The organism is Pseudomonas sp. Irchel 3H7, from assembly GCF_900187605.1.
GTDB lineage: Bacteria > Pseudomonadota > Gammaproteobacteria > Pseudomonadales > Pseudomonadaceae > Aquipseudomonas.
In genome coordinates this window covers 562,471-587,305 of sequence record NZ_FYEA01000001.1, presented here as the reverse complement: position 1 = coordinate 587,305, position 24,835 = coordinate 562,471, and the positions used below count along the sequence as shown (strand labels likewise).

General features: G+C 59.6%; 18 protein-coding genes and 5 tRNA genes. 15 read left to right on the top strand and 8 right to left on the bottom strand.

Annotation, left to right across the window (positions count from 1 at the left end; translation table 11 throughout):
- Positions 1 to 228 precede the first annotated feature (228 nt).
- A tRNA-Asn gene (locus CKW38_RS02870) sits at positions 229 to 304 on the bottom strand.
- Positions 305 to 524: 220 nt separating this feature from the next.
- Here CKW38_RS02870 and CKW38_RS02865 point away from each other — a divergent pair.
- Entirely contained in the window at positions 525 to 755 is a 231-nt protein-coding gene (locus tag CKW38_RS02865) for a hypothetical protein (RefSeq protein ID WP_007913405.1), read from the top strand.
- On the opposite strand, the gene CKW38_RS02860 is transcribed toward CKW38_RS02865, so the two are convergent.
- A complete protein-coding gene (locus CKW38_RS02860; RefSeq protein WP_095111761.1) occupies positions 752 to 952 on the bottom strand; it encodes a hypothetical protein in 201 nt (66 codons plus the stop codon). The genes CKW38_RS02865 and CKW38_RS02860 overlap by 4 nt on opposite strands.
- Positions 953 to 1,177: 225 nt before the next feature.
- A complete protein-coding gene (locus tag CKW38_RS02855; protein ID WP_095111760.1) occupies positions 1,178 to 2,374 on the bottom strand; it encodes an amino acid aminotransferase in 1,197 nt (398 codons plus the stop codon).
- A 337-nt stretch (positions 2,375 to 2,711) separates the two neighbouring features.
- On the opposite strand from CKW38_RS02855, the gene uvrB reads away from it, so the two are divergent.
- The gene (gene uvrB, locus CKW38_RS02850; RefSeq protein ID WP_007913411.1) at positions 2,712 to 4,727 is read left to right on the top strand and encodes an excinuclease ABC subunit UvrB; all 2,016 of its coding nucleotides are present in this window, start codon (positions 2,712 to 2,714) and stop codon (positions 4,725 to 4,727) included.
- A gap of 116 nt (positions 4,728 to 4,843) precedes the next feature.
- Here the strand turns inward: uvrB and CKW38_RS02845 are convergent, their stop codons facing one another.
- Complete coding sequence (locus CKW38_RS02845; protein ID WP_176472276.1) at positions 4,844 to 6,334, bottom strand: MDR family MFS transporter; 1,491 nt, start codon at positions 6,332 to 6,334, stop codon at positions 4,844 to 4,846.
- Between the two features lie 49 nt (positions 6,335 to 6,383).
- Positions 6,384 to 7,433, bottom strand: a complete 1,050-nt coding sequence (locus CKW38_RS02840) for an HlyD family secretion protein (protein WP_095111759.1) — start codon at positions 7,431 to 7,433, stop codon at positions 6,384 to 6,386.
- Positions 7,434 to 7,661: 228 nt separating this feature from the next.
- On the opposite strand from CKW38_RS02840, the gene gltX reads away from it, so the two are divergent.
- The 12 genes from gltX to CKW38_RS02780 all read left to right on the top strand — a co-directional run bounded on the left by gltX (position 7,662) and on the right by CKW38_RS02780 (position 17,262).
- Complete coding sequence (gltX, locus tag CKW38_RS02835) at positions 7,662 to 9,143, top strand: glutamate--tRNA ligase (protein WP_064116824.1); 1,482 nt, start codon at positions 7,662 to 7,664, stop codon at positions 9,141 to 9,143.
- A 256-nt stretch (positions 9,144 to 9,399) separates the two neighbouring features.
- A tRNA-Ala gene (locus CKW38_RS02830) sits at positions 9,400 to 9,475 on the top strand.
- A gap of 79 nt (positions 9,476 to 9,554) precedes the next feature.
- Positions 9,555 to 9,630 (top strand) — tRNA-Glu (locus tag CKW38_RS02825).
- A 53-nt stretch (positions 9,631 to 9,683) separates the two neighbouring features.
- Positions 9,684 to 9,759 (top strand) — tRNA-Ala (locus tag CKW38_RS02820).
- Between the two features lie 78 nt (positions 9,760 to 9,837).
- A tRNA-Glu gene (locus CKW38_RS02815) sits at positions 9,838 to 9,913 on the top strand.
- Positions 9,914 to 10,095: 182 nt separating this feature from the next.
- A complete protein-coding gene (locus tag CKW38_RS02810) occupies positions 10,096 to 10,635 on the top strand; it encodes a TetR/AcrR family transcriptional regulator (protein ID WP_007913421.1) in 540 nt (179 codons plus the stop codon).
- Positions 10,636 to 10,665: 30 nt separating this feature from the next.
- Entirely contained in the window at positions 10,666 to 11,499 is an 834-nt protein-coding gene (locus CKW38_RS02805; protein ID WP_007913423.1) for an alpha/beta fold hydrolase, read from the top strand.
- Positions 11,500 to 11,545: 46 nt separating this feature from the next.
- Positions 11,546 to 11,995 (top strand): thioesterase family protein, encoded by a 450-nt coding sequence (locus CKW38_RS02800; protein WP_007913424.1) that lies wholly within the window; start codon positions 11,546 to 11,548, stop codon positions 11,993 to 11,995.
- A gap of 156 nt (positions 11,996 to 12,151) precedes the next feature.
- The gene (locus CKW38_RS02795) at positions 12,152 to 13,111 is read left to right on the top strand and encodes a tRNA-dihydrouridine synthase (RefSeq protein ID WP_007913426.1); all 960 of its coding nucleotides are present in this window, start codon (positions 12,152 to 12,154) and stop codon (positions 13,109 to 13,111) included.
- A 121-nt stretch (positions 13,112 to 13,232) separates the two neighbouring features.
- A complete protein-coding gene (locus CKW38_RS02790) occupies positions 13,233 to 13,679 on the top strand; it encodes an Hsp20 family protein (protein WP_007913433.1) in 447 nt (148 codons plus the stop codon).
- Positions 13,680 to 13,867: 188 nt separating this feature from the next.
- Positions 13,868 to 14,563 (top strand): DUF1266 domain-containing protein, encoded by a 696-nt coding sequence (locus CKW38_RS02785; protein WP_095111758.1) that lies wholly within the window; start codon positions 13,868 to 13,870, stop codon positions 14,561 to 14,563.
- Positions 14,560 to 17,262: a DUF805 domain-containing protein gene (locus tag CKW38_RS02780; protein WP_095111757.1), complete on the top strand. Its 2,703-nt coding sequence runs from the start codon at positions 14,560 to 14,562 to the stop codon at positions 17,260 to 17,262. The genes CKW38_RS02785 and CKW38_RS02780 overlap by 4 nt, the downstream gene beginning before the upstream one ends.
- Here the strand turns inward: CKW38_RS02780 and CKW38_RS02775 are convergent.
- The 3 genes from CKW38_RS02775 to CKW38_RS02765 all read right to left on the bottom strand — a co-directional run bounded on the left by CKW38_RS02775 (position 17,259) and on the right by CKW38_RS02765 (position 23,274).
- Positions 17,259 to 18,950 (bottom strand): molecular chaperone HscC, encoded by a 1,692-nt coding sequence (locus CKW38_RS02775; protein ID WP_095111756.1) that lies wholly within the window; start codon positions 18,948 to 18,950, stop codon positions 17,259 to 17,261. The two genes, CKW38_RS02780 and CKW38_RS02775, sit on opposite strands and share 4 nt — an antisense overlap.
- Positions 18,951 to 19,036: 86 nt before the next feature.
- On the bottom strand, positions 19,037 to 22,315 hold the full coding sequence (locus CKW38_RS02770) for a PAS domain S-box protein (protein WP_095111755.1): 3,279 nt from the start codon (positions 22,313 to 22,315) through the stop codon (positions 19,037 to 19,039).
- Between the two features lie 74 nt (positions 22,316 to 22,389).
- Complete coding sequence (locus CKW38_RS02765; protein WP_007913442.1) at positions 22,390 to 23,274, bottom strand: LysR family transcriptional regulator; 885 nt, start codon at positions 23,272 to 23,274, stop codon at positions 22,390 to 22,392.
- Between the two features lie 140 nt (positions 23,275 to 23,414).
- Between CKW38_RS02765 and leuC the strand changes: the two genes are divergently transcribed.
- Complete coding sequence (leuC, locus tag CKW38_RS02760; protein ID WP_007913443.1) at positions 23,415 to 24,833, top strand: 3-isopropylmalate dehydratase large subunit; 1,419 nt, start codon at positions 23,415 to 23,417, stop codon at positions 24,831 to 24,833.
- Positions 24,834 to 24,835: the final 2 nt, after the last annotated feature.

Genomic DNA, 24,835 nt, shown 5'->3' with positions numbered 1-24,835 from the left:
CGCTGTAGGTGAATAGAAAAGGGTCGATCTGTTAACCGCAGATCGGCCCTTTTTCATTTCAAGATCAAAAGATCGCAGCCTTCGGCAGCTCCTACACAGATCTCATACTCCGCCGATTCTGCGGATGAACGCTGAATCTGTAGGAGCTGCCGAAGGCTGCGATCTTCTGATCTTTTCGAGCGCCCACAAAAAAGCCCCTGAATCTTTCGATTCAGGGGCTTTGCTATTTGGCTCCACAACCTGGACTCGAACCAGGGACCCAATGATTAACAGTCATTTGCTCTACCAACTGAGCTATTGCGGAATTGGTGCGTATGTTACTGATTCAAAAAGAGAAGTCAAGCATGGGCTGAAAAATTAAATGAATTCTCGGGACGGACGATGACTTGTCAGCGATTGGCGGTTACCAGAACCGCAGCAGAGGTCTACCATGGCTGCCCGGAAGTGGTCACACGCGCTGCCGGCCATTTGCCGAAAAAGGTCCGCGTCATGAACCGTTTGTCCTGTAACAGCGAGGTGTTCGCATGAGCATCGCGCAAATCAGCCTGCCCAAAGGCGTCGGTCCCCACGCCGAAAAACTCTTTGATGCAATCACCCAGGCCAGCACCGCTGAGGAATTGAACCGCGCCGGTGGCAAGGCCGAAGGCTTCGTCCTGGGCCTTGAAAGCACCAAGGCGATCAAAAGCCAGATCGCCGAATCGCTGTACGTCGTTTATGACGATGCCGCGAGTCAGCGTGCGAGCGAACTGGCTTAACTGCCGAAGGTGATGGTGCCCATCATCAGTTTGGCGTAAGCCGCGGTGGCCGCCAGTTGCACCAGCCACAGCGCCAGGCCACCGAGAAACACCCCGGCCGCTACTTGCAGCACCAGGCTTTTTTCGCGTCTGGCTGAGGCGCGGGGGATGAAATCATCCAGATCGTCACGGTCGGCGCGCAGGTTGTCGTTTTTCATTTGGCTTCTCACAAAATACTCGGATAAACACAAAACCCTGTAGGAGTGAGCCTGCTCGCGATAGCGGTGTGTCAGACAGTGATGCTTCGGCTGAAAAAACGCTATCGCGAGCAGGCTCACTCCTACAATGGGATTTGTGTGCAGTTTAGAGGGTATGGGGATTGTTTCGTGGCAATAAAAAAACGGGAAGCCCCAAGGCTTCCCGTTTTTCATCACGCAGCGAAATCAGATGACCTGAACAATCGCATCCGTTACTGCCTTGATGTTGCTCTGGTTCAGCGCTGCCACACAGATACGACCGGTATCCAGGGCGTAGATGCCGAACTCGTTGCGCAGGCGATGCACTTGCTCAGTGGTCAGGCCGGAGTAGGAGAACATGCCGCGCTGACGACCGACGAAGCTGAAGTCGCGGCCCGGCGCTTTCTCGGCCAGCAGGGCAACCATCTGCTCGCGCATGCCACGAATGCGCAGACGCATTTCAGCCAGCTCGGCTTCCCACTGTGCGCCCAGTTCTGGGCTGTTCAGCACGGCCGCTACGATGCTTGCGCCGTGGGTCGGCGGGTTGGAGTAGTTGGTGCGGATCACGCGTTTGACTTGCGACAGCACGCGCGCGCTTTCTTCTTTCGATTCGCTGATGATCGACAGGGCGCCAACGCGCTCGCCGTACAGCGAGAACGACTTGGAGAACGAGCTCGAAACGAAGAAGGTCAGGCCGGATTCAGCGAACAGGCGCACGGCAGCGGCGTCTTCGTCGATACCGTCGCCAAAGCCCTGGTAGGCCATGTCGAGGAACGGTACGTGACCTTTGGCTTTAACCACTTCCAGCACGTTGTTCCAGTCCGCCGGGGTCAGGTCGACGCCGGTCGGGTTGTGGCAGCAAGCGTGGAGGATAACGATCGAGCCGTTCGGCAGAGCGTTGAGGTCTTCGAGCATGCCGGCACGGTTTACGTCGTGGGTGGCAGCGTCGTAGTAACGGTAGTTTTGCACCGGGAAACCGGCGGTTTCGAACAGGGCGCGGTGGTTTTCCCAGCTCGGGTCGCTGATCGCCACGACAGCGTTCGGCAGCAGTTGCTTGAGGAAGTCGGCACCGATTTTCAGTGCGCCGGTCCCGCCGACGGCCTGAGTGGTGATGACGCGACCGGCGCTGATCAGCGGCGAGTCGTTGCCGAACAGCAGCTTTTGCACGGCCTGGTCGTAGGCAGCGATGCCATCGATCGGCAGGTAACCGCGCGAAGCGTGTTGAGCGACGCGAATCGTCTCGGCTTCGATCACGGCGCGCAGAAGTGGAATTCGCCCCTCTTCGTTGCAGTACACGCCAACGCCCAGGTTGACCTTGGTGGTCCGGGTATCGGCGTTGAATGCTTCGTTGAGGCCCAGGATTGGATCGCGGGGTGCCATTTCGACAGCGGAGAACAGGCTCATTATTGCGGCGGCTCTGAATGGAGAATGGAGGGACGTGTCGCGCTCCAGCCGGATGCACTAGAGCGGTGCACAAACGGGGAGCTAGTATAGAGGCCATTACGGAACAATGGCGACAGGCGATTCGGCTTTTCAGGCAAGTTTTTCCGATTATTTCTTGACCGTTAGTCGACTGCGCGTGTCAGAGTCTTTACCGGATGTAGGACGTTTGCCTTGAAAGGTGAGGCAATCGCCACCACATTGAGCACAATCCAGGTTTTTTCTTGCGCGACACCGGTCGTTTACGGTCGTCCCCGTGGTGCTCCGCTTTGTTCGGAATGCCGCGATCCCAGAGGTGTATATGTCCGAATTCCAGCTCGTCACCCGCTTCGAGCCCGCCGGCGATCAACCGGAAGCCATTCGCCAATTGGTCGAGGGTATCGAAGCCGGGCTGGCGCACCAGACGCTGCTCGGTGTGACCGGCTCGGGCAAGACCTTCAGTATCGCCAATGTCATCTCGCAGATTCAGCGCCCGACGCTGGTGCTGGCGCCGAACAAGACCCTCGCCGCGCAGTTGTACGGCGAGTTCAAGGCGTTTTTCCCGAATAACGCCGTTGAATACTTCGTTTCCTACTACGACTACTATCAGCCCGAAGCCTATGTGCCGTCGTCCGACACTTTCATCGAGAAGGACGCGTCGATCAACGACCACATCGAGCAGATGCGTCTGTCCGCGACCAAAGCGCTGCTCGAGCGCAAGGACGCGATCATCGTCACCACGGTGTCGTGTATCTACGGTCTGGGCAGCCCGGAAACTTATTTGAAGATGGTGCTGCATGTCGATCGCGGCGACAAACTCGATCAGCGTGCGCTGCTACGGCGTCTGGCCGACCTGCAATACACCCGCAATGATATGGATTTTGCCCGCGCGACCTTCCGTGTTCGCGGTGACGTGATCGACATCTACCCGGCGGAATCCGATCTGGAAGCGATCCGTATCGAGCTGTTCGATGACGAAGTCGAAAGCATTTCCGCGTTCGACCCGCTGACCGGCGAAGTCATCCGCAAGATGCCGCGTTTCACCTTCTACCCGAAGAGCCACTATGTGACGCCTCGGGAAACCCTGCTCGACGCCATCGAACATATCAAAGTCGAATTGCAGGAGCGCCTCGAATACCTGCGCAGCAACAACAAACTGGTCGAGGCTCAGCGGCTGGAGCAGCGCACCCGCTTTGATCTGGAAATGATCCTCGAACTGGGTTACTGCAACGGCATCGAAAACTACTCGCGCTATCTGTCCGGGCGTCCGGCCGGCGCTGCGCCGCCGACCCTCTACGATTACCTGCCGGCCGATGCCTTGCTGGTGATCGACGAATCCCACGTCAGCGTGCCGCAGGTCGGCGCGATGTATAAGGGCGACCGTTCGCGCAAGGAAACCCTCGTCGAATACGGCTTCCGTCTGCCGTCGGCACTGGATAACCGGCCGATGCGTTTTGACGAGTGGGAAGGGGTCAGCCCACAGACCATTTTTGTCTCGGCGACCCCGGGCAATTACGAAGCCGAGCACGCCGGGCGCGTGGTCGAGCAAGTGGTACGGCCGACCGGTCTGGTCGACCCGCAGGTTGAGGTGCGCCCGGCGCTGACTCAGGTCGACGATCTGCTCTCGGAAATCAGCAAACGCGTGGCGGTCGAAGAGCGGGTGCTGGTCACCACGCTGACCAAGCGCATGGCCGAAGACCTTACCGATTACCTTGCCGACCACGGTGTGCGCGTGCGTTATCTGCACTCGGACATCGACACGGTTGAGCGGGTCGAGATCATCCGCGATCTGCGCCTTGGCACTTTTGATGTGCTGGTCGGGATCAACTTGCTGCGTGAAGGTCTGGACATGCCGGAAGTGTCGCTGGTGGCGATTCTTGATGCGGACAAGGAAGGTTTCCTGCGCTCCGAGCGTTCGCTGATTCAGACCATTGGCCGCGCGGCGCGTAACCTCAATGGTCGGGCGATTCTCTATGCCGATCGCATGACCGGTTCGATGGAGCGCGCGATCGGCGAGACCGAGCGGCGTCGCGACAAGCAGATCGCCTTCAACCTGGAAAACGGCATCACCCCGCGCGGTGTGATCAAGGACGTCGCCGACATCATGGAAGGCGCCACCGTGCCGGGCTCGCGCAGCAAGAAGCGCAAAGGCATGGCCAAGGCCGCCGAAGAGAACGCCAAGTACGAAGCCGAATTGCGCTCGCCGAGCGAGATCACCAAACGCATTCGTGCGCTGGAAGAGAAGATGTATCAGCTGGCGCGGGATCTGGAGTTTGAAGCGGCGGCGCAGATGCGCGATGAGATTGCCAAACTGCGTGAACGGCTTTTGGCTGTGTAAGGAGGATCGTTCCCACGCTCTGCGTGGGAATGCAGCCCCGGACGCTCCGCGTCCGCTGTGACGCAGAGCGTCACCGGAGTCATTCCCACGCGGAGCATGGGAACGATCAGTTGCAGTTAGTGGGACTCCCCAGCCTTCAATCCTTGCGGCAATTTCTTGGTCAACAAAATCGCCAGCATACTGATCCCCAGCGCAATCCCGACAAAGTGAAACGCATCGTTGTAAGCCATGATCGCCGCCTGTTGATGGACGATCTCACTCAACTTGCCCAACGCCGCCGTGTCACTGCCAAACCGATCCGTCATCGATGCCAGCCGCTCAGCCACCTGCGGATTGGTCGGCACCACCGCCTCACGCAAATAATCGAAGTAAGTCTTGGTGCGCGCATCCAGCAGCGTCGCCAGCAAGGCAATGCCGATCGCACCGCCGAGGTTACGCAGAATATTGAACAGACTCGACGCCGACCCCGCGTCCTGCGGCAGGATGTACGCCGTGGCAATCAGCGAAATCGTCACCATGATCAACGGCTGCCCCAGCGCCCGGATGATCTGAATCTGATTGAACTGCGGCCCGGCAAAGTCCGGGTTGAGCACCCCCGAAGAAAAACTCGCCAGCCCGAACAGCCCAAAGCCGATCGTGCACAGCCATTTCGGCGAAACAAACTTCATCAGCTTCGGCACCAGCGGAATCAGGAACAGCTGCGGCACGCCCATCCACATGATCACTTCGCCGATCTGCAGGGCGTTGTAGTTCTGGATCTGCGCCAGATACAGCGGCAACAGATAGATCGAACCGTACAACCCGACACCCATGCCCAGGCTGGAAATACTCGACAAGCCAAAGTTGCGATTGCGCAGAATGCCAAGGTTGATCAGCGGATTCGGTTTGGAAATCTGCACGATCACAAAGGTAATCAGGCTGAGCAGGGCGATGCTGCCCAGGGTCACGATCAGGCTCGATTCGAGCCAGTCCTTGCGATGGCCTTCTTCAAGAAAGACTTGCAAGCAACCGAGGCCGACTCCCAGCGTGAGGATGCCGGTGTAGTCGGTGCTTTTCAGCAGTTCCCAGTGCGCTTCTTTCTTCTCTAGTCCGTACATCAGTCCGGCGATCATGATCAGGCCCGGCGGGATGTTGATATAGAAAATGTACTCCCAGCCCCAGTTTTCCGTGAGCCAGCCGCCCAGCGTCGGACCGATTGATGGCGCGAACGTGGCGGTCATGGCGAACATCGCCATGCCTTTGGCGCGGTGGTGTTCGGGGAGTTTGATCAGGGTCAGGGTGAACGCCAGCGGGATCAGCGCGCCACCGGTGAAACCCTGCATGGCGCGAAAGACGATCATGCTCTCCAGGCTCCACGCCATCGAGCACAGCAACGACGAAGCCAGAAAACCCAGCGACACCCACACCGCCAGCCGACGCGCCGACAACAACTGCACCAGCCACGCGGTCAGCGGGATCATGATGATTTCCGCGACCAGATACGAGGTGGAAATCCACGAGCCTTCTTCCAGTGTCGCCGACAAGGCGCCCTGAATATCCTTCAAAGAAGAGTTGGTGATCTGGATGTCGAGCACGGCCATAAAAGCGCCGAGCATTACGCTCATCACCGCAATCCAGTCGCGCCGAGTCGGCTCGCCGACCGGGCGGATCAGCGAATCACCGGCCATTGTCCGGGGCGTCTTTGATGTTCACGGTGGCGGTGACGGACATGCCCGGACGGATCTTGCCGTGCAGCGGGTTGTCGGCCTTGAACGTCAACTTCACCGGAATCCGCTGCACGACTTTGGTGAAGTTGCCGGTGGCGTTGTCCGGTGGCAGCAGGCTGAACTGCGCACCGGAAGCGGCGAACAGACTGTCGACCCGCGCTTCGATCGGTGTGTCGCCGTAGGCGTCGAAGGTCAGTTCGGCTTTCTGACCGGGTTGCATATGGCCGATCTGGGTTTCCTTGAAGTTGGCCTGCACCCAGATATCTTCGTCCGGGACGATCGACAGCAGATAGGCACCGGCCTGCACCACTTGGCCGTTGCGCGCGGCGCGCTGGCCGACGAGACCGCTGATCGGTGCGTGGATTTCACTGCGGGTCAGGTTGAGTTCGGCTTGCGCGAGATCGGCGCGAGCGTTGGCGATCTGCGCGTCGAGGCGTTTGATTTCGGCGTTCAGGGCGTTGACTTGCTGACGCTGGCCTTGTGCGTCGGCTTGCGCCTTGGCCACTTGCGAGCGGGCAATGTGGGCGTCGGCGGAGAGGGTGGTCACGCGTTCTTCGGAAACGTAACCGGGTTTGCGCAGGGTTTCGGCGCGCGACAAATCCATCTGCGAGCGGCCAAGTGTCGCTTGGGTGGTCGCCACTTGCGCATCGCTGGCGGCGATCAGGCTCGATTGCTGAGTCAATTTGCTTTGCGCCTGCAGGCGCTCGGCTTCGCGGGTGGCGAGGGCGGCATTGGCGCGATCGATGGCCAGGCGGAAATCATTCGGTTCCAGGCGCACCAGTAGCTGGCCTTTTTCCACGTGCTGATTGTCCTGCACCAGCACTTCATCGATGCGCGCGCTCAATTGGCTCGACACACGGGTGATTTCGCCCTGGACATAGGCGTTGTCGGTGCTTTCATAAAAGCGTCCCTTGAAAAACCAGTGGGCGAAGAAGCCCCCGGCAATCAACAGGACCAGCAGCAGGAAAATCAACAGGCGACGCTTGAGTTGGGCAGGCATGGGCAAACTGTAGTCGAGGAATTGTAAGGAAAGTTATCAGCAGGCGAATCTGGCATACAGCCGATAAACGGTAAATGCCATCCGCTGATATTTGCCCATTCACCACGGCTTACCGGCGTTACAGACGCAAACTTGGCTTAAATGCCCTGCCCGCTGGAGCGGGGCGGGTGTCGCCTGTTACCATTCGCCGCTTGATTGTTTTGCTTTTCATTCTTTTCGAGACATGCCATGACCACCGTCCGCACTCGCATCGCGCCATCGCCTACCGGGGATCCCCACGTAGGTACCGCTTACATCGCATTGTTCAACTACTGCTTTGCCAAGCAGCATGGCGGTGAGTTCATCCTGCGCATCGAAGACACCGACCAGTTGCGTTCGACCCGCGAGTCCGAACAGCAGATCTTCGACGCCCTGCGCTGGCTGGGCATCGACTGGAGCGAAGGCCCGGACGTTGGCGGGCCGCACGGCCCGTACCGGCAGAGCGAGCGTGGCGACATCTATCAGAAGTACTGCCAGCAACTGGTCGACATGGGCCATGCGTTCCCGTGCTTCTGCACCGCTGAAGAGCTGGATCAGATGCGCGCCGAGCAAATGGCGCGCGGCGAAACGCCACGCTACGACGGCCGCGCGCTGCTGCTGTCGAAAGAAGAAGTCGCCGCTCGTCTGGCCGCTGGCGAACCCCACGTGATCCGCATGAAGGTGCCGAGCGAAGGCGTTTGCGTGGTGCCGGACATGCTCCGTGGTGATGTCGAGATCCCGTGGGATCGCATGGACATGCAAGTGCTGATGAAGACCGACGGCCTGCCAACGTACTTCCTCGCCAACGTCGTCGACGATCACCTGATGGGCATCACCCACGTCCTGCGCGGCGAAGAATGGCTGCCATCGGCACCGAAACTGATTCTGCTGTACGAATACTTCGGCTGGGAGCAACCAGAGCTGTGCTACATGCCGCTGCTGCGTAACCCGGACAAGAGCAAACTGTCCAAGCGCAAGAACCCGACTTCGGTGACGTTCTACGAGCGCATGGGCTTCATGCCGGAAGCGATGCTCAACTACCTCGGCCGCATGGGCTGGTCGATGCCGGACGAGCGCGAGAAGTTCTCGCTGCAGGAAATGGTCGACAACTTCGACCTCAAGCGTGTCTCGCTGGGCGGGCCAATCTTCGACATCGAGAAACTGTCGTGGCTCAACGGCCAGTGGCTGCGTGATCTGCCGGTGGAAGAGTTTGCCAGCCGCCTGCAGACCTGGGCGTTGAACCCGGAATACATGATGAAGATCGCGCCGCTGGTGCAGGGCCGCGTTGAAACCTTCAGTCAGGTTGCACCGCTGGGCGGCTTCTTCTTCGCCGGCGGCGTTAACCCGGATGCCAAGCTGTTTGAATCGAAGAAGCTCTCGGGCGATCAGGTTCGCCAGTTGATGCAGTTGATCCTGTGGAAGCTGGAAAGCCTGCGTCAGTGGGAGAAAGACGCCATCACCGCGACGATTCAGGCGGTGGTCGAATCGCTGGAGTTGAAACTGCGCGATGCAATGCCGCTGATGTTTGCTGCAATCACGGGGCAGGCGAGTTCGGTGTCGGTACTCGATGCGATGGAAATCCTCGGCCCGGACCTGACCCGTTATCGTCTGCGTCAGGCGATCGACCTGCTGGGCGGCGTGTCGAAGAAAGAAAACAAAGAGTGGGAAAAACTGCTGGGCGCTATCGCCTGATAACTTAACCCCCCTGTAGGAGCTGCCGAAGGCTGCGATCTTTTGATCTTGATCTTTAAACGGCAACGTCAAAAGATCGCAGTCTGCGGCAGCTCCTACAGGGGCATGCTTTATCCCAAGTCCCGGATTTACGGGGGAGGGCGGTAAGTGATTGTTATGCCGACGAAAAACTTTGAAAAATTTCAAAAATAAGTTTGACAGGCTTTCGATACGCCCTTAAGATTCGCCCCGTCCTCAGCGATGACATCAACGATGAGGGGCTATAGCTCAGCTGGGAGAGCGCTTGCATGGCATGCAAGAGGTCAACGGTTCGATCCCGTTTAGCTCCACCAATTTACACTTCAAGGTCTGGCCACACCGGCCTTGAAGCGATCAACACTCAGCGTTGATCAGTTGTATAGAAGGGTTTGCGTCCCCTTCGTCTAGTGGCCTAGGACACCGCCCTTTCACGGCGGTAACAGGGGTTCGAGTCCCCTAGGGGACGCCAGTTTTACAGAAGCGATGTTGCAAAATGTCGCTCCGCCGCGAGGCGAAAAATCCGGGGCTATAGCTCAGCTGGGAGAGCGCCTGCATGGCATGCAGGAGGTCAGCGGTTCGATCCCGCTTAGCTCCACCAATTTACAATTCAAGGTCTGGCCACACCGGCCTTGAATCGATCAGTTCTCAGCGCTGATCAGTTGTATAGAAGGTTTGTGTCCCCTTCGTCTAGTGGCCTAGGACACCGCCCTTTCACGGCGGTAACAGGGGTTCGAGTCCCCTAGGGGACGCCACGATTACCCGCTCTGCGGGATTTTATAAGGGTCATTCAATTATTGAATGGCCCTTTTGTTTGTCTGGCGTTTGGCCAATTCTCCTTTTTCCTTACACTGTGCATCAGACCAGCGGTCATATCCTTGACTTGCAGAATATTATTATGCGAATAATATTCTAGTCGTAATATTCGGAGGCAACGATGAACGATAAAAAAGCTCAAACCCGCGAACGCATCCTCAAGGCTGCCAGCGCTGCACTGATTCAGCGTGGCCCGGCGGACCCTAGCGTGGGCGAAGTGATGGGCGCAGCCGGCCTCACCGTCGGTGGCTTCTATGCGCACTTCGAAAGCAAGGACGCAATGATGCTCGAAGCGTTCAAGCAATTACTCGGTCGCCGCCGCGACCTGATTGCCGACATGGATGCCGAATTGACCGGCGAAGAGCGCCGCGCCTTGGTTGCCGCGTTCTATCTGTCGCGCAAGCACCGTGATTCCAGCGATGCCGCGTGCCCGATTCCAGCTTCGATTGGCGAGTTGGGTCGTTTGCCGGAATCGTTCCGCATCGCGCTGAACGAACACCTGGAGTTGATGATCGCGCAGTTGGCGTCCAGTCCCGAGGACACCGACAAAGCCCTGGCCGACGTGGCATTGATGGTGGGTGGTCTGGCGCTCGCCAGGGCGCTGGGCCCGGGAGATTTATCCGATCGATTGCTGCGCGCTGCCAAGTCGGCGGTGCGTTGACCTGAAGGCAGCACGCCTGAGGAGAGAGCGATGAACACGTTGAAGTGGGTTCGTGGCGTTAATGGCACCTTGGGCTGGATTGCACCGCAACGAGTGGCGAGCAAAATGCGCCTGGCGTTCATGACGCCGCGTTCGCTGCCGCTGCGGGATTGGGAGTTGCCGTTGTTGGCGAGCTCGGAACGGATCACCTTGCGCTTTGGCCTCTCGGCGCTGCGCTGGGGTCAAGGCCCGACGGTGCTGCTGATGCACGGTTGGGAAGGGCGGCCAACCCAGTTTGCCGCGCTGATCACTGCACTGGTCGATGCCGGTTACACCGTTGTGGCGCTCGATGGTCCGGCCCATGGTCGTTCGCCGGGGCGTGAAGCCAATGTCGTGTTGTTCGCTCGGGCAATGCTCGAAGCCGCTGCCGAATTGCCGCCACTGCAAGCGGTGATCGGTCACTCCATGGGCGGCGCCAGCGCCATGCTCGCTGTGCAACTGGGCTTGCGCACCGAAACCCTCGTCAGCATCGCCGCACCTGCGAGAATTCTTGGTGTGCTGCGCGGTTTTGCCCGCTACGTCGGTATGCCGCCGCGAGCGCGTTCCGCCTTCATCCGCCAGGTCGAGCAAGATGTCGGGATGCGCGCCGCTACGCTCGACGTTGCCCACTATCAACTGGATATGCCCGGCCTGATCGTGCATGCCGAGGACGACAACTTCGTCTCGGTCAAAGAGTCGCAACTGATCCACGAATCCTGGTTCGACAGCCGCTTGCTGCGGCTTGAGGGCGGCGGTCATCAGCGCGTGCTGGCCGACCCTCGCGTGGTTGATGGCGTGTTATCACTGCTGGCCGGCCGCAGCCTCCAGGCGCGCCAATCAGCCTGAGCTCCGTTACACTGCCCCGGTTGAATACATTGACCGGGAGTGGGGCATGGGCTGGGATCGGGCAACGCCGTTTACCATTGATCTGCAAGTAGGCGCCGAGGATATCGACGGCTTGGGGCACGCGAACAACGCGGTGTACGTGACCTGGCTGGAGCGTTGCGCCTGGCGCCACTCGCAGCGTCTGGGCCTGGATCTGGTCGAGTATCGGCGCCTGGATCGGGCAATGGCCGTGGTTCGTCACGAGATCGATTATCTGGCTGCGGCCTATGAAGGCGACGAACTGCAATTGGCGACCTGGATTGTCGATTGGGATCAGCGCCTGAAAATGACCCGGCATTTCCAGCTCAAGCGCCCGAGTGACAACACCACGCTGTTGCGTGCGCAAACCACTTTCGTCTGTATCGAGCTGTCCACGGGCAAGCCCAAGCGCATGCCGGCCGAGTTCATCGAAGGCTACGGCCCGGCGATCCAGATCCCGGAATCTGCGAAAATCTAATGTAGGAGTGAGCCTGCTCGCGATAGCGGTGTGTCAGCCAACATATGCCTCACTGACACACCGCTTTCGCGAGCAGGCTCGCTCCCACAAGGTTTCTGCGAATTCCTGCGATATCCAGTAAACTGCCGCACGTTTTTCTTCAAGTAGTGTTTTCCCATGCAAATTGCTCTGGCACCCATGGAGGGGTTGGTCGACGACATTCTCCGCGACGTGCTGACCCGCGTTGGCGGCATCGACTGGTGCGTGACCGAATTCATTCGCGTCAACGACCAGTTGCTCACTCCAGCCTACTTTCACAAGTTCGGCCCTGAGCTGCTCAATGGCGCGCGTACCGCATCCGGCGTGCCATTGCGCGTGCAATTGCTCGGCTCCGATCCTGTATGCCTGGCGGAAAACGCTGCACTGGCCTGCGAACTCGGCTCCGAAGTGATCGACCTCAACTTCGGCTGCCCGGCCAAGACCGTTAACAAATCCCGGGGCGGCGCCGTGCTGCTCAAAGAGCCGGAATTGCTTAACCAGATCGTCGAACACGTGCGCCGCGCCGTACCCGCGCACATTCCCGTGACCGCGAAAATGCGCCTCGGCTTCGACAGTCCCGACGGTTCGCTGGTCTGCGCCACGGCATTGGCTGAGGGCGGCGCCGAGCACATTGTGGTTCACGCCCGTACGAAAATGGACGGCTACAAACCGCCCGCACATTGGGAGTGGATTCCGCGTGTGCAGGACGTGGTCAAAGTCCCGGTGTTCGCCAACGGCGATATCTGGAGCGTCGAAGACTGGCGTCGTTGCCGCGAAATCAGTGGCGTGGAAGACATCATGCTCGGCCGCGGACTGGTGTCGCGTCCGGATCTGGCCAGGCAAATCGCTGCCGCCCGCGCTGGCGAAGAAGTGGTCGAGATGACCTGGGCCGAGCTGATGCCGCTGATCCAGGACTTCTGGCTGCAAGCCAAAGCGCAGATGACTGCACGTCAGTCGCCGGGCCGTTTGAAGCAATGGCTGGCCATGCTGACGCGCAATTATCCCGAGGCCACTGAGCTGTTTACCGTGCTGCGTCGTGAAACTGAGCCGGATCATGTCTCGCGTTTACTCGGTCTGCCGGTTGCCGAAGCGGCCTGAAAAAAATCTGCAAATAATCTCTTGAAATCATTTCAGTGGTCCCTATTTAAGGGTTACGCGATGCCGAATTCGGGTCGCGGAGTCAAAAAACCTTGCTGATTGTTTTCAGGAGATTTGAACCATGAGTACTGCATTTTCCCTCGCACCACTGTTCCGTTCCTCGGTGGGTTTCGACCGTTTCAACGACCTGTTCGAAACCGCCCTGCGCAACGAGCCGGGCAGCAGCTATCCACCTTACAACGTGGAAAAACACGGTGATGACCAGTACCGTATCGTCGTTGCGGCGGCCGGTTTCCAGGAAGAAGACCTGGAACTGCAAGTCGAAAAAGGTGTGCTGACCATCAGTGGCGGCAAGCGTGATGCCAATGAAGGCGTGACCTTCCTGCATCAGGGCATTGCCCAGCGTGCTTTCAAGCTGTCCTTCCGTCTGGCCGATCACATCGAGATCAAGGCTGCGGATCTGAGCAATGGTCTGCTGAGCATCGACCTGTTGCGCGTGATCCCGGAAGAGGCGAAAGCCAAACGCATCCCGATCAACGGGACGCAGAAGCCGGCGTTGCAGCACTGAGTCACGTGCCGCAACACAATCGTCTGAACGGACGATGAGCCGCTGAATGAAGGCCCCGATACGTCGGGGCCTTTTTTGTGCGCGCAAGAAAACCGTTGTTCGACTTTGCCGCTGGCGGCGGTTTCTCTACAATCCGCGGCAGTTTTGCCGACCCCCATTCCTCACCGGTCGGCCTGGAGCCTTTTTTCATGGACGAGATTCAACAGCGCTGGCTGTGCGCTTTGTCTGCGCCAATGGCGGCGATCAATACCGGCGCCAGCTACGACGACCCGGCCTTCTGCAACGATCGCTACATCGACCTGAAAGACAGCTGGGGTATCGACGACCGTGGGCAATTGTTCGACATGCTCGAACGGATGACCGACGACGGCCATGCCAAGCACCTCAGCGCGGCCTATTTGGCTTGGCAGCGTTGTCTGCCAAGTGAATGGCAGGCCTTGCTTGAAGATCTCACTCCCCGCGAACGCATCCTGCATGAGTTTGCCAGTCGCACGTTCGGCAGTTGTGGGCCGGGCGGGATTTTGTCCTGGGACTATGGCCGCATGGGCTTTCTCTTGCGTTGCGCGGTGCGCAATCAGTGGATCGATCTGGACGAAAGCAACTGGCTGCACAGTCGTTTGGCCCTCAGAGCGCAATTTCACTATGGCAGCTGGATGGCTTACTTCGATGGCTTTGTGGTGGGCCGGACGTTTTGGTCGTGCCTGAGCGCCAGCGACGATGAGCTTGCGCGTGCGCTGGATCGACAAGGCGCCAACGCCCTTAACGTGCGGATTGCCCGCGGTCTTGCCGAGAACATCCCTCAGTTCCTAGCTGATTTGCCGTGGCACATGGAAATTGATTTGCCGCCGCGCCCGGCATCGCTCAAGGAGTTCGACTGGTCATGAGTTGCTGGATCCGCTTGGGCATCGAGCCTACTAACGACGAAAACCTGATTCGCAACGCCTACCGCGCACGTTTGCCGGCGCATCACCCGGAGACCGATCCGCAAGGGTTTCAGGCGCTGCGCATGGCCTACGAAAACGCCCTGCGTCTGGCGCGTGAAGATGAGGAAGAAGAGCCCGAGGACGAGTACGAGTCCCAAGCCTCAGAACAGACTGTCGTTGAGGTCCCTCCAGTATTCGGGGAGTTCTGCGAGCTGCTGGATGATCCTGCGCGCCGGTTCAATTTCGCCGCGTGGCAGGCCTTTGTCCGAGGGCTGGATGAGCTGTCACTGGACGTGCTCGATGAACTCAGTTGGGGGCTTTACCACCGGCTGGCCGACGCCGGCCCGTTGTCGTACCGCTGCGCGAATCTGTTGGCCAAACGTATGGCCTGGGATCAGCAGTTGCTGGATCTTGCGTTCGACGACGCCCATCAGGTCGAATCCTTTCTACAGCGAATCGCAACGCCTGACCCGTTCGACACGGATCTGATGGGAACTTGGTCAGAGGCAGCCCAGACCGAATCGCTGTGGTACGCCCGTAGCCTCGATTTTATCTTCACCCAGCGCCCACTCCATGAGTTCGCCGACTTCGCCAGTCGGCACACCTGCCTGCCATTGCCGAATGATGCCGCGTTCCTCAAGCGCCTGTTGGTGCAGTTCACTCAGGCAGGCATCGGCATGCCGACATTTTTGCAGGACTGCGTCGAGCGGCAGCTTGCAGCACCGGATGATGTCGACTGGCTTTACCTGTTGGCGTGCCAGAACAGTCTGCTGGGGCGAGACGATCAGGCATTGCCGTGCTGGATCCGGCTGTGGAATGAGCATCGCCATCCGATGGCGGAAAGTCGTCTGCTGGAGCTGTGTGCCAAGCGCCAGCCGACTTTTCTGCCGCTGCTGATTCAGGCATTCGATCGCCTCGAGGACTGCTCTGACTGGTCGGAGGATCTCGGCGATGACGGCCAGGTGTATGGCAGCCCGTCACAACATCCCGAGACGCTGAACCGTTGGCTGGGTGTCGGAAGATTAGCGCTTGATAGCCTCGCGCAAAGCTTTGTCGATTGGCGTATGACGGGTGATGAACTGCCACTGCTCGCGCAGCTGCTGGGCGAGAACGCCGACAGCCGACTGTTGCATCTGTACCGGCACGCCTGGGCACTGCACCGGGGGGATTCGGCTTTGCTGCAGCAGATTCTGGATGCACCGTTGCCGGTTGATGCTCTCGAAAACCTGGTGATGAGCGGATTCAAATACCAGGCCGAGCAACACTTGCGCTGGTTGAGCAGGGCTCCGATTGCACTGGCCATGCGTGCTTTCAGTGACGCGAATTCAAGCTCGCGGCCATTGCCGCAGGTGCTGACGCAAGGTGAGCCGCACAAGGTCTGTCGGTTATGGTTGCGCCGCTTGCGGCCCTACAACGATGCTGCGCTGGAGCGAATCGCAGAAGCCTTCAAGCTTGGTGCGGTCAAAGATGACTGCGACTTGTCCGAACTCGACTTGATTCTGCAGTTAAGCCGGCGCGGGATCCCGTTGCCGCCAGTCGGGCTGGGTGAAGCCACTTGGGAGTGGCACGCGCAGACCCTGTTTTTGCTGGCATTGCTGGAACAACCCGAACGCTGGCTGCAGATGATTGACGCGCAGTGCGTGGAGCGCCTGCCTTTCAATCCGGCCCATCCGTTGAGTCGCCTGCAACCGTTGTTGCGGCGCTTGCAGCGTGAGCAAGGCCATTGCGCCGGTTTGCTCGGATGGCTGCAAGGCAATGACCCGGTGCACGGCTTATTGGTGCAGCAATTGTTCAGCGTACAGCAGGCGATAGACAGTGTCCGGTTGCCGGCCAATAGCCTGCTTTACACCTGTCTCGAAAGTGATCGTGCTGCCTGCGGCGACGATTTGCTGGGTTTGATGATGTTCTGGGGCGTGCTCTATCACGATCCGAGCCTGAGTGCCGAGCAGCATCGCGCATTGTTGCAATCGATCGCGGCGATCAGTTGTGAGGACGATTGGTTCGAAGGCTTCCGCGACGGTTTGATCAAAGGCGAACCGGTGTGGCCGCCGCGCAAAGTGCTGACCGATTTTGCTGTCGACAAACTGCTGGCGTATGAAGCACTGGATGCACTCAAGGGCTTGATTCGCTATGGCGCTGCCGGGGTGCCGAAAACGCGCGTCCTGCGCCAACTGCAACAGGGCAAGGACGATGTGCAGAACAGCATCGGGCTGCGCCTGGCCTTGTGCGCATTATTGTCCTGGTCGGAACGATTACTGCTGGCTAAAAGCGATGTTCAGCCGGTACCGGCGACAGCGATCTGGCGTCTGGGATCGCGGTTGGGGCGTAAGGCTTTTATCGCTCAGGTCTTGGCCTGCGTGGTGATTGCGCCGGTGGCAGGGCTGATCAGTGGCACTACGGGCGCAGGCATTCTTATCCTGCTATTGGCTGTGCTGCTGTTGTTCGGCGCCATTCTGCGCCGTTTGCACGACATGGGCCGGGGCATTCCGACGTTGCTGATCTTCATGGTGCTGACGCCGGTTCTGCCATTCCTGCCTTTGGTGCTGTTCGGCTTTCCCGGTGACAAGTTGCCCAACCGCTATGGTGTGCCGCCGGACAGCGGCGATTCCGAAATGCTGTCCGGCGGCTTGCAGGCTGCCTTGCGGCGGCTCAACGGTTAGAGACGCAGTTGATCCAGCGCCTTGTTCAGCTCTGAGCGATGGCTGGCAATCTCCGAGGGTTGCTGGCCGGCGAGCACGGTAGTGAAGTTGTGCAGCCATTCGGCAATGTGCTCGCGTTGCGTGCCGAGGCTTTGCATCCATGCCCGCTCCAGACGGGCGAGCAACGTGCGGTTGGGCAGCGCGTCGCGTGGATGGACTTTCAGAGTGGACAGCCGGTTATGGCTGTCTCGGCGTGCTTGCTCATCCAGACCCGTGGGGCTGCGGTCGATGCTGTGACTGTGACGCTCGCCGGTTTCGAGCAGGGTGACGTCGACTTCGAGCAGACCGTTGATGTCATAACTGAAGCGCACGTCCAGTTCCTGGATGTGTTCAGTGGGCGTCAACGTGACATCGAAAGCATCAATCAGAATGTTGTCGCAAACCCACGGCCGCTCACCCTGATAGACGGCGATGCGCAGCAGCGATTGCTTGGGCTGGGTGGTGTAATAACGCTCCACCCTTGACGTCGGAATGATGGTGTTACGTTCGATGATGGGCGAGAAGGCACCTTTGATGTCTTCTCCACGCATGGTCGCAATCCCCAGCGTATACGGGCAGACATCCGTCAGAATCAACTCTTCAACCGCCCCGTCACGCGCCTTGCACGCCGCTTGCGTCGCCGCCCCCAGCGCAACAATCGTGTCCGGATCAAGATGCCGGTACGGCAGGCGTCCGAACAGCGTGGCGACCATTTGCTGCACCGCCGGCATGCGCGTGGCGCCGCCGACCAGCACCAGGCTGTCGAGGTCGCGAGGTTTGAGGCGAGCGTCGCGCAGGGCTTGTTCGATCGGCGCGCGCAAACGGGCCAGCAGCGGCTCCCAGATTTTCACTGCCGCCGCTTCGTCCAGCGACCATTCGAGCGTCTTGTCGCCATGGCGCCAGCTCAGATGTTGAACACCTTCAGCGAGTTTGCATTTCAGTTGCTCCAGCGCGTCGCCGAGGCTGGCCATGCTTTGCGCATCGACCATTGCCGGAGTCAGTTGCCAATGTTTCAGGCAGGCCTGCAACAGCGCGGCAGTGAAGTCTTCGCCGCCGAGAAAGTTGTCGCCGGTGGAGGCGTGCACTTCGATCAGTGGCAACGCGTATTCCAGTACCGTGACGTCGAAGGTGCCGCCGCCCAGATCGAAGATCAGCGTGCGTTCGAATTTCTGTTCATGCAGCCCGTAAGCCATCGCCGCAGCGGTCGGCTCGTTGATCAGGCGTGTCACCGAGAGCCCGGCCAGTTCGGCAGCAAACAGCGTGCGTTTGCGTTGTTCGTCGCTGAAATACGCCGGCACGGAAATCACCGCTTCCGACACCGGGTGGCCGAGAAAGGCTTCGGCGTCCTGCTTGAGTGAGCCGAGCACCAGCGCCGACAACTCTTCCGGACTGAACTGACGTGCACCGAGCTGGACTTGTTTATCGCTGCCCATGAAACGCTTGAACGCTGCAGCGCTGCGCTCCGGGTGCGTGGTCAGGCGGGCGCGGGCGGCTTTGCCGACCAGAATGGTGTCGTCTTCATCGAGGCTGACCACCGAGGGCGTCAGTACATCGCCCAGAGCGTTGGGAATCAGGCGGGCCTGACCGTCCTGCCAGACGGCGATCAGACTGTTGGTGGTGCCAAGGTCGATGCCCAGCAGAGCCGGGCGGAGGAGGGTTGCATCCTGCATGAAAGATCTCGAAACGGCGCAAAAAACGCGACCCTACAGGTTGCCGCAAACCGTGGCAATTGCGCGTCTGTTGCAACGTGCACCGGTTATGGCAGGAGCTTTTTCAGATCCTCGAGTGCAACCGGTCGACTGTGCAGATAACCCTGATACAAATGGCAGCCCAAGCCTTGCAGGAACGCCAGTTGTTCCGGGGTTTCCACGCCCTCGGCAATCACCTCCAGCTCCAGACTGCGCGCCATGGCGACGATCGCGCGGATAATCTCGGCATCGTTCGGATCGGTCGTCGCATCGCGGATAAACGACTGATCGATTTTCAGTGTGTCCACTGGTAGCCGCTTGAGGTAAGTCAGTGACGAATAACCGGTGCCAAAGTCATCCATGGCGAAGCTCACGCCAAGCTTTTTCAGCCGGCGCATTTTGCTGATGGTGTCTTCCAGATTCTGGATGACGATGCCTTCGGTGATTTCCAGTTTCAGCAGCGAGCAGGGCAGCCCGTGGCTGCTCATGCTGTGTTCGATGCGCTCGACGAAGTCATTCTGACGGAACTGTCGTGGGCTGATGTTCACGCACAGGCTGAAATTCAGCGGGTCGACCCGTTTCTGCGCGATCAGTTGTTTGAAGGCATTGCAGGCCTCATCCAGAATCCAAGTGCCGACTTCGAGAATCAGGCCGCTGTCTTCCAGTACTTTGATGAACTCGGTGGGTGACTGCGCGCCCAGTTCCGGGTGATTCCAGCGCACCAGGGCTTCGGCGCCGATGATGCGGTTGTCGCGGGCATCGACCTGCGGCTGAAAGTGCACGTTGAATTCACCGCGCGACAGCGCCAGGCGCAGGTCGGTCTCCATGCGCAGCCGCTCGCTGGCGGCTTTCTGCATGGTGTTGTGATACATCTGCGTGGTGTTACGCCCGGAATCCTTGGCCCGGTACAGAGCAATGTCGGCGCGTTTGAGCAGATCGGTCGGCGTCGAGCCATGATCGGGAATCAGCGCCACGCCGATGCTCGGCGTCACTTGCAGGCGCTGGCCGTCGAGGAACATCGGTTCCGAGAGCAATTCGCGCAGGGTGTCGGCCAGATTGCGCACTTGCGTGCTGACTTCGTTGCGCGAGCCTTCGAGACCGCTGAGCAGCACGACAAATTCGTCGCCGCCGAGGCGTGCGACCGTGTCTTCCATGCGCACACTGGCTTCGAGCCGCGCGGTGATGATCTTCAGCACCGTATCCCCGACCGGATGGCCGAGGGAGTCGTTGATGTGCTTGAAGTGATCGAGATCGAGAAACAGCAACGCGCCGCGCAGGTTGTGGCGCTTGAGCAGGGCGATCTGCTGGCTCAGGCGATCCATCAGCAAGGCGCGGTTGGGCAGGTTGGTCAGCGGGTCGTGATAGGCCAGATGGCGAATTTGCGCTTCGGCGTTTTTCAACAGGCTGACGTCGCGCGCGGTCAGCAGCAGGCACGCCGTTTCATTGAGGGTGATCGGCTCGACCGAGACTTCCACCGTCAGCATCTCCCCGCGCTTGTTGCGCCCGAGCATTTCCTGATGGTGCACGCGACCCTTGATCTGCAACTCTGCGAGTAATGCCGAGCGCTGTTTTTCCTCAGCCCAAATCCCGACCTGATAAACCGTTTTGCCCACGACTTCTTCAGCGCGATAGCCAGTGAGACGGCAAAAACCGTCGTTGACCTCCAGATAACGCCCGGTGTCGCGCTCGGTGATGGTGATCGCGTCGGGGCTGGAGTGAAAGGCCTTGGCGAATTTCTCTTCACTGGCTTTCAGCGCCGCTTCCGAACGCTGTTGTTGGGTGATGTCGCGCAGGGTGGTGACGATGCAGGGCTGATCGCCGACGCTGATCTGCCGGCTGGAAATCACGCAGGTCAGCGACTGGCCGTCCTTGTGCTGGACGATGATCGCGACGTTGCTCAGGCCTTGTTCGCGAATCACCCTTTCAATGCGTTGCAGGCTTTTCGCTGAGGCATCCCACAAGCCGATTTCTTCAGCGGTGTGGCCAATCACGTCGGCGGCGCTCCAGCCGAAGGTCTGGGTAAAGCTGTTATTGATCTCGATGAACTCGCCACTGTCCTGGCGGGTGACGCAGATCGGGTCCGGGCTGACTTGGAACAGCGTGGCGAATTTCTCTTCCGAGGCCACCAGCCGCTGTTCGCGTTCGACCTGATCGGTGATGTCGAGCAGCGTGCCGGCCATGCGCAGCGGCGCGCCGTTGTCGTCGCGGTAGAGGCGGGCGCGGCTTTCCAGATAGCGCGAGCTGCCGTCCGGCAGTTGCACGCGATAGGTCAGCTGATAATTGCCCGCCGGGCCTTCGCGCAGGCTGCGGTAGGCGTCGCGCATGCTGTCGCGTTCCTCACCGGGCACGCCTTCGAAAAACTCTTCGAACGACTCATGAAACGGTTTCGGCTCCAGACCGTGCAGTTGCGCGGCCCGCGCCGAGCCGTAGAGCATGCCGCTGGGAATGTGCCAGTCCCAAGTGCCGAGCTGTGCCGAGTCCAGCGCCAGATCGAGGCGTTCCTGGCTGTCCTTCAAGGCGTGTTCGGCGGCTTTGCGTTCGGTGGTGTCGAGGAAGGTGCTGAGCAGATAGGGCTGACCTTCGAGTTCGACCTTCTGTGCGCTGAGAATGCCGTCGTGAATCTGCCCGTTACTGGCGCGAAACTGCACCTCCATGCTGATCAATTCGCCCTTGGTGTTGGTCTTCTTGACCAGTTCGCCGCGTTGCTCCGGATGCACCCACAAACCCAGCTCCAGAGTGGTGCGGCCGATGGCGCTCTGCACCGGCCAGCCGAACAGGCTTTCGAAATACTGATTGGCTTCGCTGATCAGGCCGTCTTCCTGACGGGTCAGCAGGACCATGTTCGGGCACAGGTGAAAAAGTGTCGCGAAACGTTTCTCCGAACTGCTCAGGGCCTGTTCGCGTTGGCGCTGGTGGGTGATTTCACGAATCACCCCGATCATTCGGGGGCGGCCGTTTTTATCCGGCAGCAGGCTGCCGCTGATCTCCAGCCAGTGCAGGCTGCCATCAGGCCAGCGGATACGGTGGTGCATCGCTTGTTCCAGCGGCGCCCCGGCAATCACCGCGTGGAAGGCGCGAACGGTTTTCGCCCGGTCTTCCGGCGGCAGCAGGTCGAGGTATTCCAGATCTTCGGGTAGCGGTTGCCGAGGATCGAAGCCGAACAAGGCCTGGGTGCCACGCGACCAACTGATCTGCCCGCGCTCGATGTCCCAATACCAGGCGCCGAGCCGCGCGCCGTTGAGCGCCGCCAGCAATTGCGGCGCGCTTTCCCAGCTCTGCTCGGAATGACGCGGGTCAATCGCCTGAATACGCGGCATCGGCGGAATTCGGTCAACAGATTTCGGCATCGTGGACAGGCCTTGAGCTGATGGTGGCGTTAGGCACAGGGGCAGCGGCTCTATAGGAGTAGCACAAGTTGGCCTCAAGTCCCTGGCAGATCGATTTGTGCATCCAGTAAGGCCATAAAGGCCCGTGCCGCATTCGAGAGCGTCCGTTCAGTGTGCAGGATATAGCCTAGCTGGCGACTGAGCTGTATGCCCGGCAATACGATGCTTGCCACCTGCTCATCGAGCATGGTGCGCGGCAAAACGCTCCAGGCCAGGCCAATCGAGACCATCATCTTGATGGTTTCCAGATAGTTGGTGCTCATGGCGATATTCGGCGTCAGGCCTTGGGCCTCGAACAAGCGTTGGACAATGTGGTGGGTGAAGGTGTTGCCACCGGGGAAAACCGCCGGATGACCGGCAATGTCCGCCAGATTGACCGGGCCATTGCTGATCAGCGAATGCTCCGGGGCAACCACGAAATCCAGCGGGTCGTCCCAGACGGGCGTGGCTTTGACCAGTGCGTGAGGTTCCGGCGCCAGGGTGATGACCGCCAGTTCGGCGCGGCCATGGAGAATTTCTTCGTAGGCCACTTCCGAATCAAGGAACTGAATATCCAGCGCAACCTGTGGGTAACGACGGGTGAATTCCCGCAATAGCGGCGGCAAACGGTGCAAACCGATGTGGTGACTGGTGGCCAGTGTCAGGCGCCCGCTGACTTCGCCGGTCAGATTGGTCAGCGCGCGGCGAGTGTCATCGAGCACGTTGAGAATCTGATAAGCCCGCGGCAGCAGGGCGCGGCCGGCCTCGGTCAGGCCGACTTCACGGCCCAGCCGATCAAACAACCGCACCTTCAATTGCTGCTCCAGCCCGGCGATGCGTTTGCTGATCGCCGGCTGCGTCAGGTGCAGGCGTTCGCCGGCGCCGGAGAAGCTGCCGGTCTCGGCAATCGCGATAAAAGCGTTGAGGTTGGCCAGATCCATGTTCGTATTCCAGTTGGTTATCCAAAGCATAAAAAATATGAATTTGAGTTATTTAATCTAACCCCATAGGATCGGCCTCACAAGCCAAAGGGTTATTGATAAGCCCAGGGCATAGAAACAAGCTGATGAGGAACCGTCTGATGGCCGGCAAAACGCTCTACGACAAGCTCTGGGATTCGCATTTGGTCAAGCAGCGCGACGATGGCTCGGCGCTGATCTATATCGATCGTCACATCATCCACGAAGTGACTTCGCCGCAAGCCTTCGAAGGCCTGCGTCTGGCCGGGCGCAAGCCTTGGCGCATCGATGCCAACATCGCGACCCCGGACCACAACGTACCGACCACGCCAGAGCGCAAGGGCGGCATCGCAGCCATTGCCGATCAGGTCTCGCGTTTGCAGGTTCAGACCCTCGATGACAACTGTGATGAATACGGCATCGTCGAGTTCAAGATGAACGACGTGCGCCAAGGCATCGTCCACGTCATCAGCCCGGAGCAGGGCGCGACCTTGCCGGGCATGACCGTGGTCTGCGGCGACTCGCACACCTCGACCCACGGCGCGTTCGGCGCTCTGGCCCACGGTATCGGCACTTCCGAGGTCGAGCACGTGCTCGCCACCCAGTGCCTGGTCGCGAAGAAAATGAAAAACATGCTGGTGCGCGTTGAAGGGCAATTGCCGTTCGGCGTGACCGCCAAGGACATCGTCCTCGCGGTGATCGGCAAGATCGGCACCGCCGGCGGTAACGGCCACGCGATCGAATTCGCTGGCAGCGCGATCCGCGACTTGTCCGTCGAAGGCCGCATGACCATCTGCAACATGTCCATCGAAGCCGGTGCCCGTGTTGGCCTGGTGGCAGCGGATCAGAAAACCGTCGACTACGTGAAGGGCCGTCCATTCGCACCGAAAGGTGAGCAGTGGGATATGGCCGTCGAAGCCTGGAAAGATCTGGTCTCCGACGCCGACGCCAAGTTCGACACCGTGGTTGAACTCGACGCTGCGCAGATCAAGCCGCAAGTCAGTTGGGGCACTTCCCCGGAAATGGTTTTGGCCGTTGACCAAAACGTGCCGGACCCGGCCAAGGAAATGGATCTGGTCAAACGCGACTCGATCGTCCGCGCCTTGAAATACATGGGTTTGACTGCCAATCAGGCGATCACCGACATTCAGCTGGATCGCGTATTCATCGGTTCCTGCACCAACTCGCGGATCGAAGACTTGCGCGCTGCGGCGGTAATCGCCAAGGGCCGCAAAGTCGCCTCGACCATCAAGCAAGCGATCGTGGTGCCGGGCTCGGGTCTGGTGAAGGCTCAGGCAGAAGCCGAAGGTCTCGACAAGATTTTCCTCGAAGCCGGTTTCGAATGGCGTGAGCCGGGTTGCTCGATGTGTCTGGCGATGAACCCGGACCGTTTGGAGTCCGGCGAACATTGCGCCTCGACCTCCAACCGTAACTTCGAAGGCCGTCAGGGCGCCGGTGGCCGTACCCACCTTGTCAGCCCGGCCATGGCGGCGGCGGCAGCGGTGAACGGTCGTTTCATCGACGTTCGTGAATTGATCTAAAG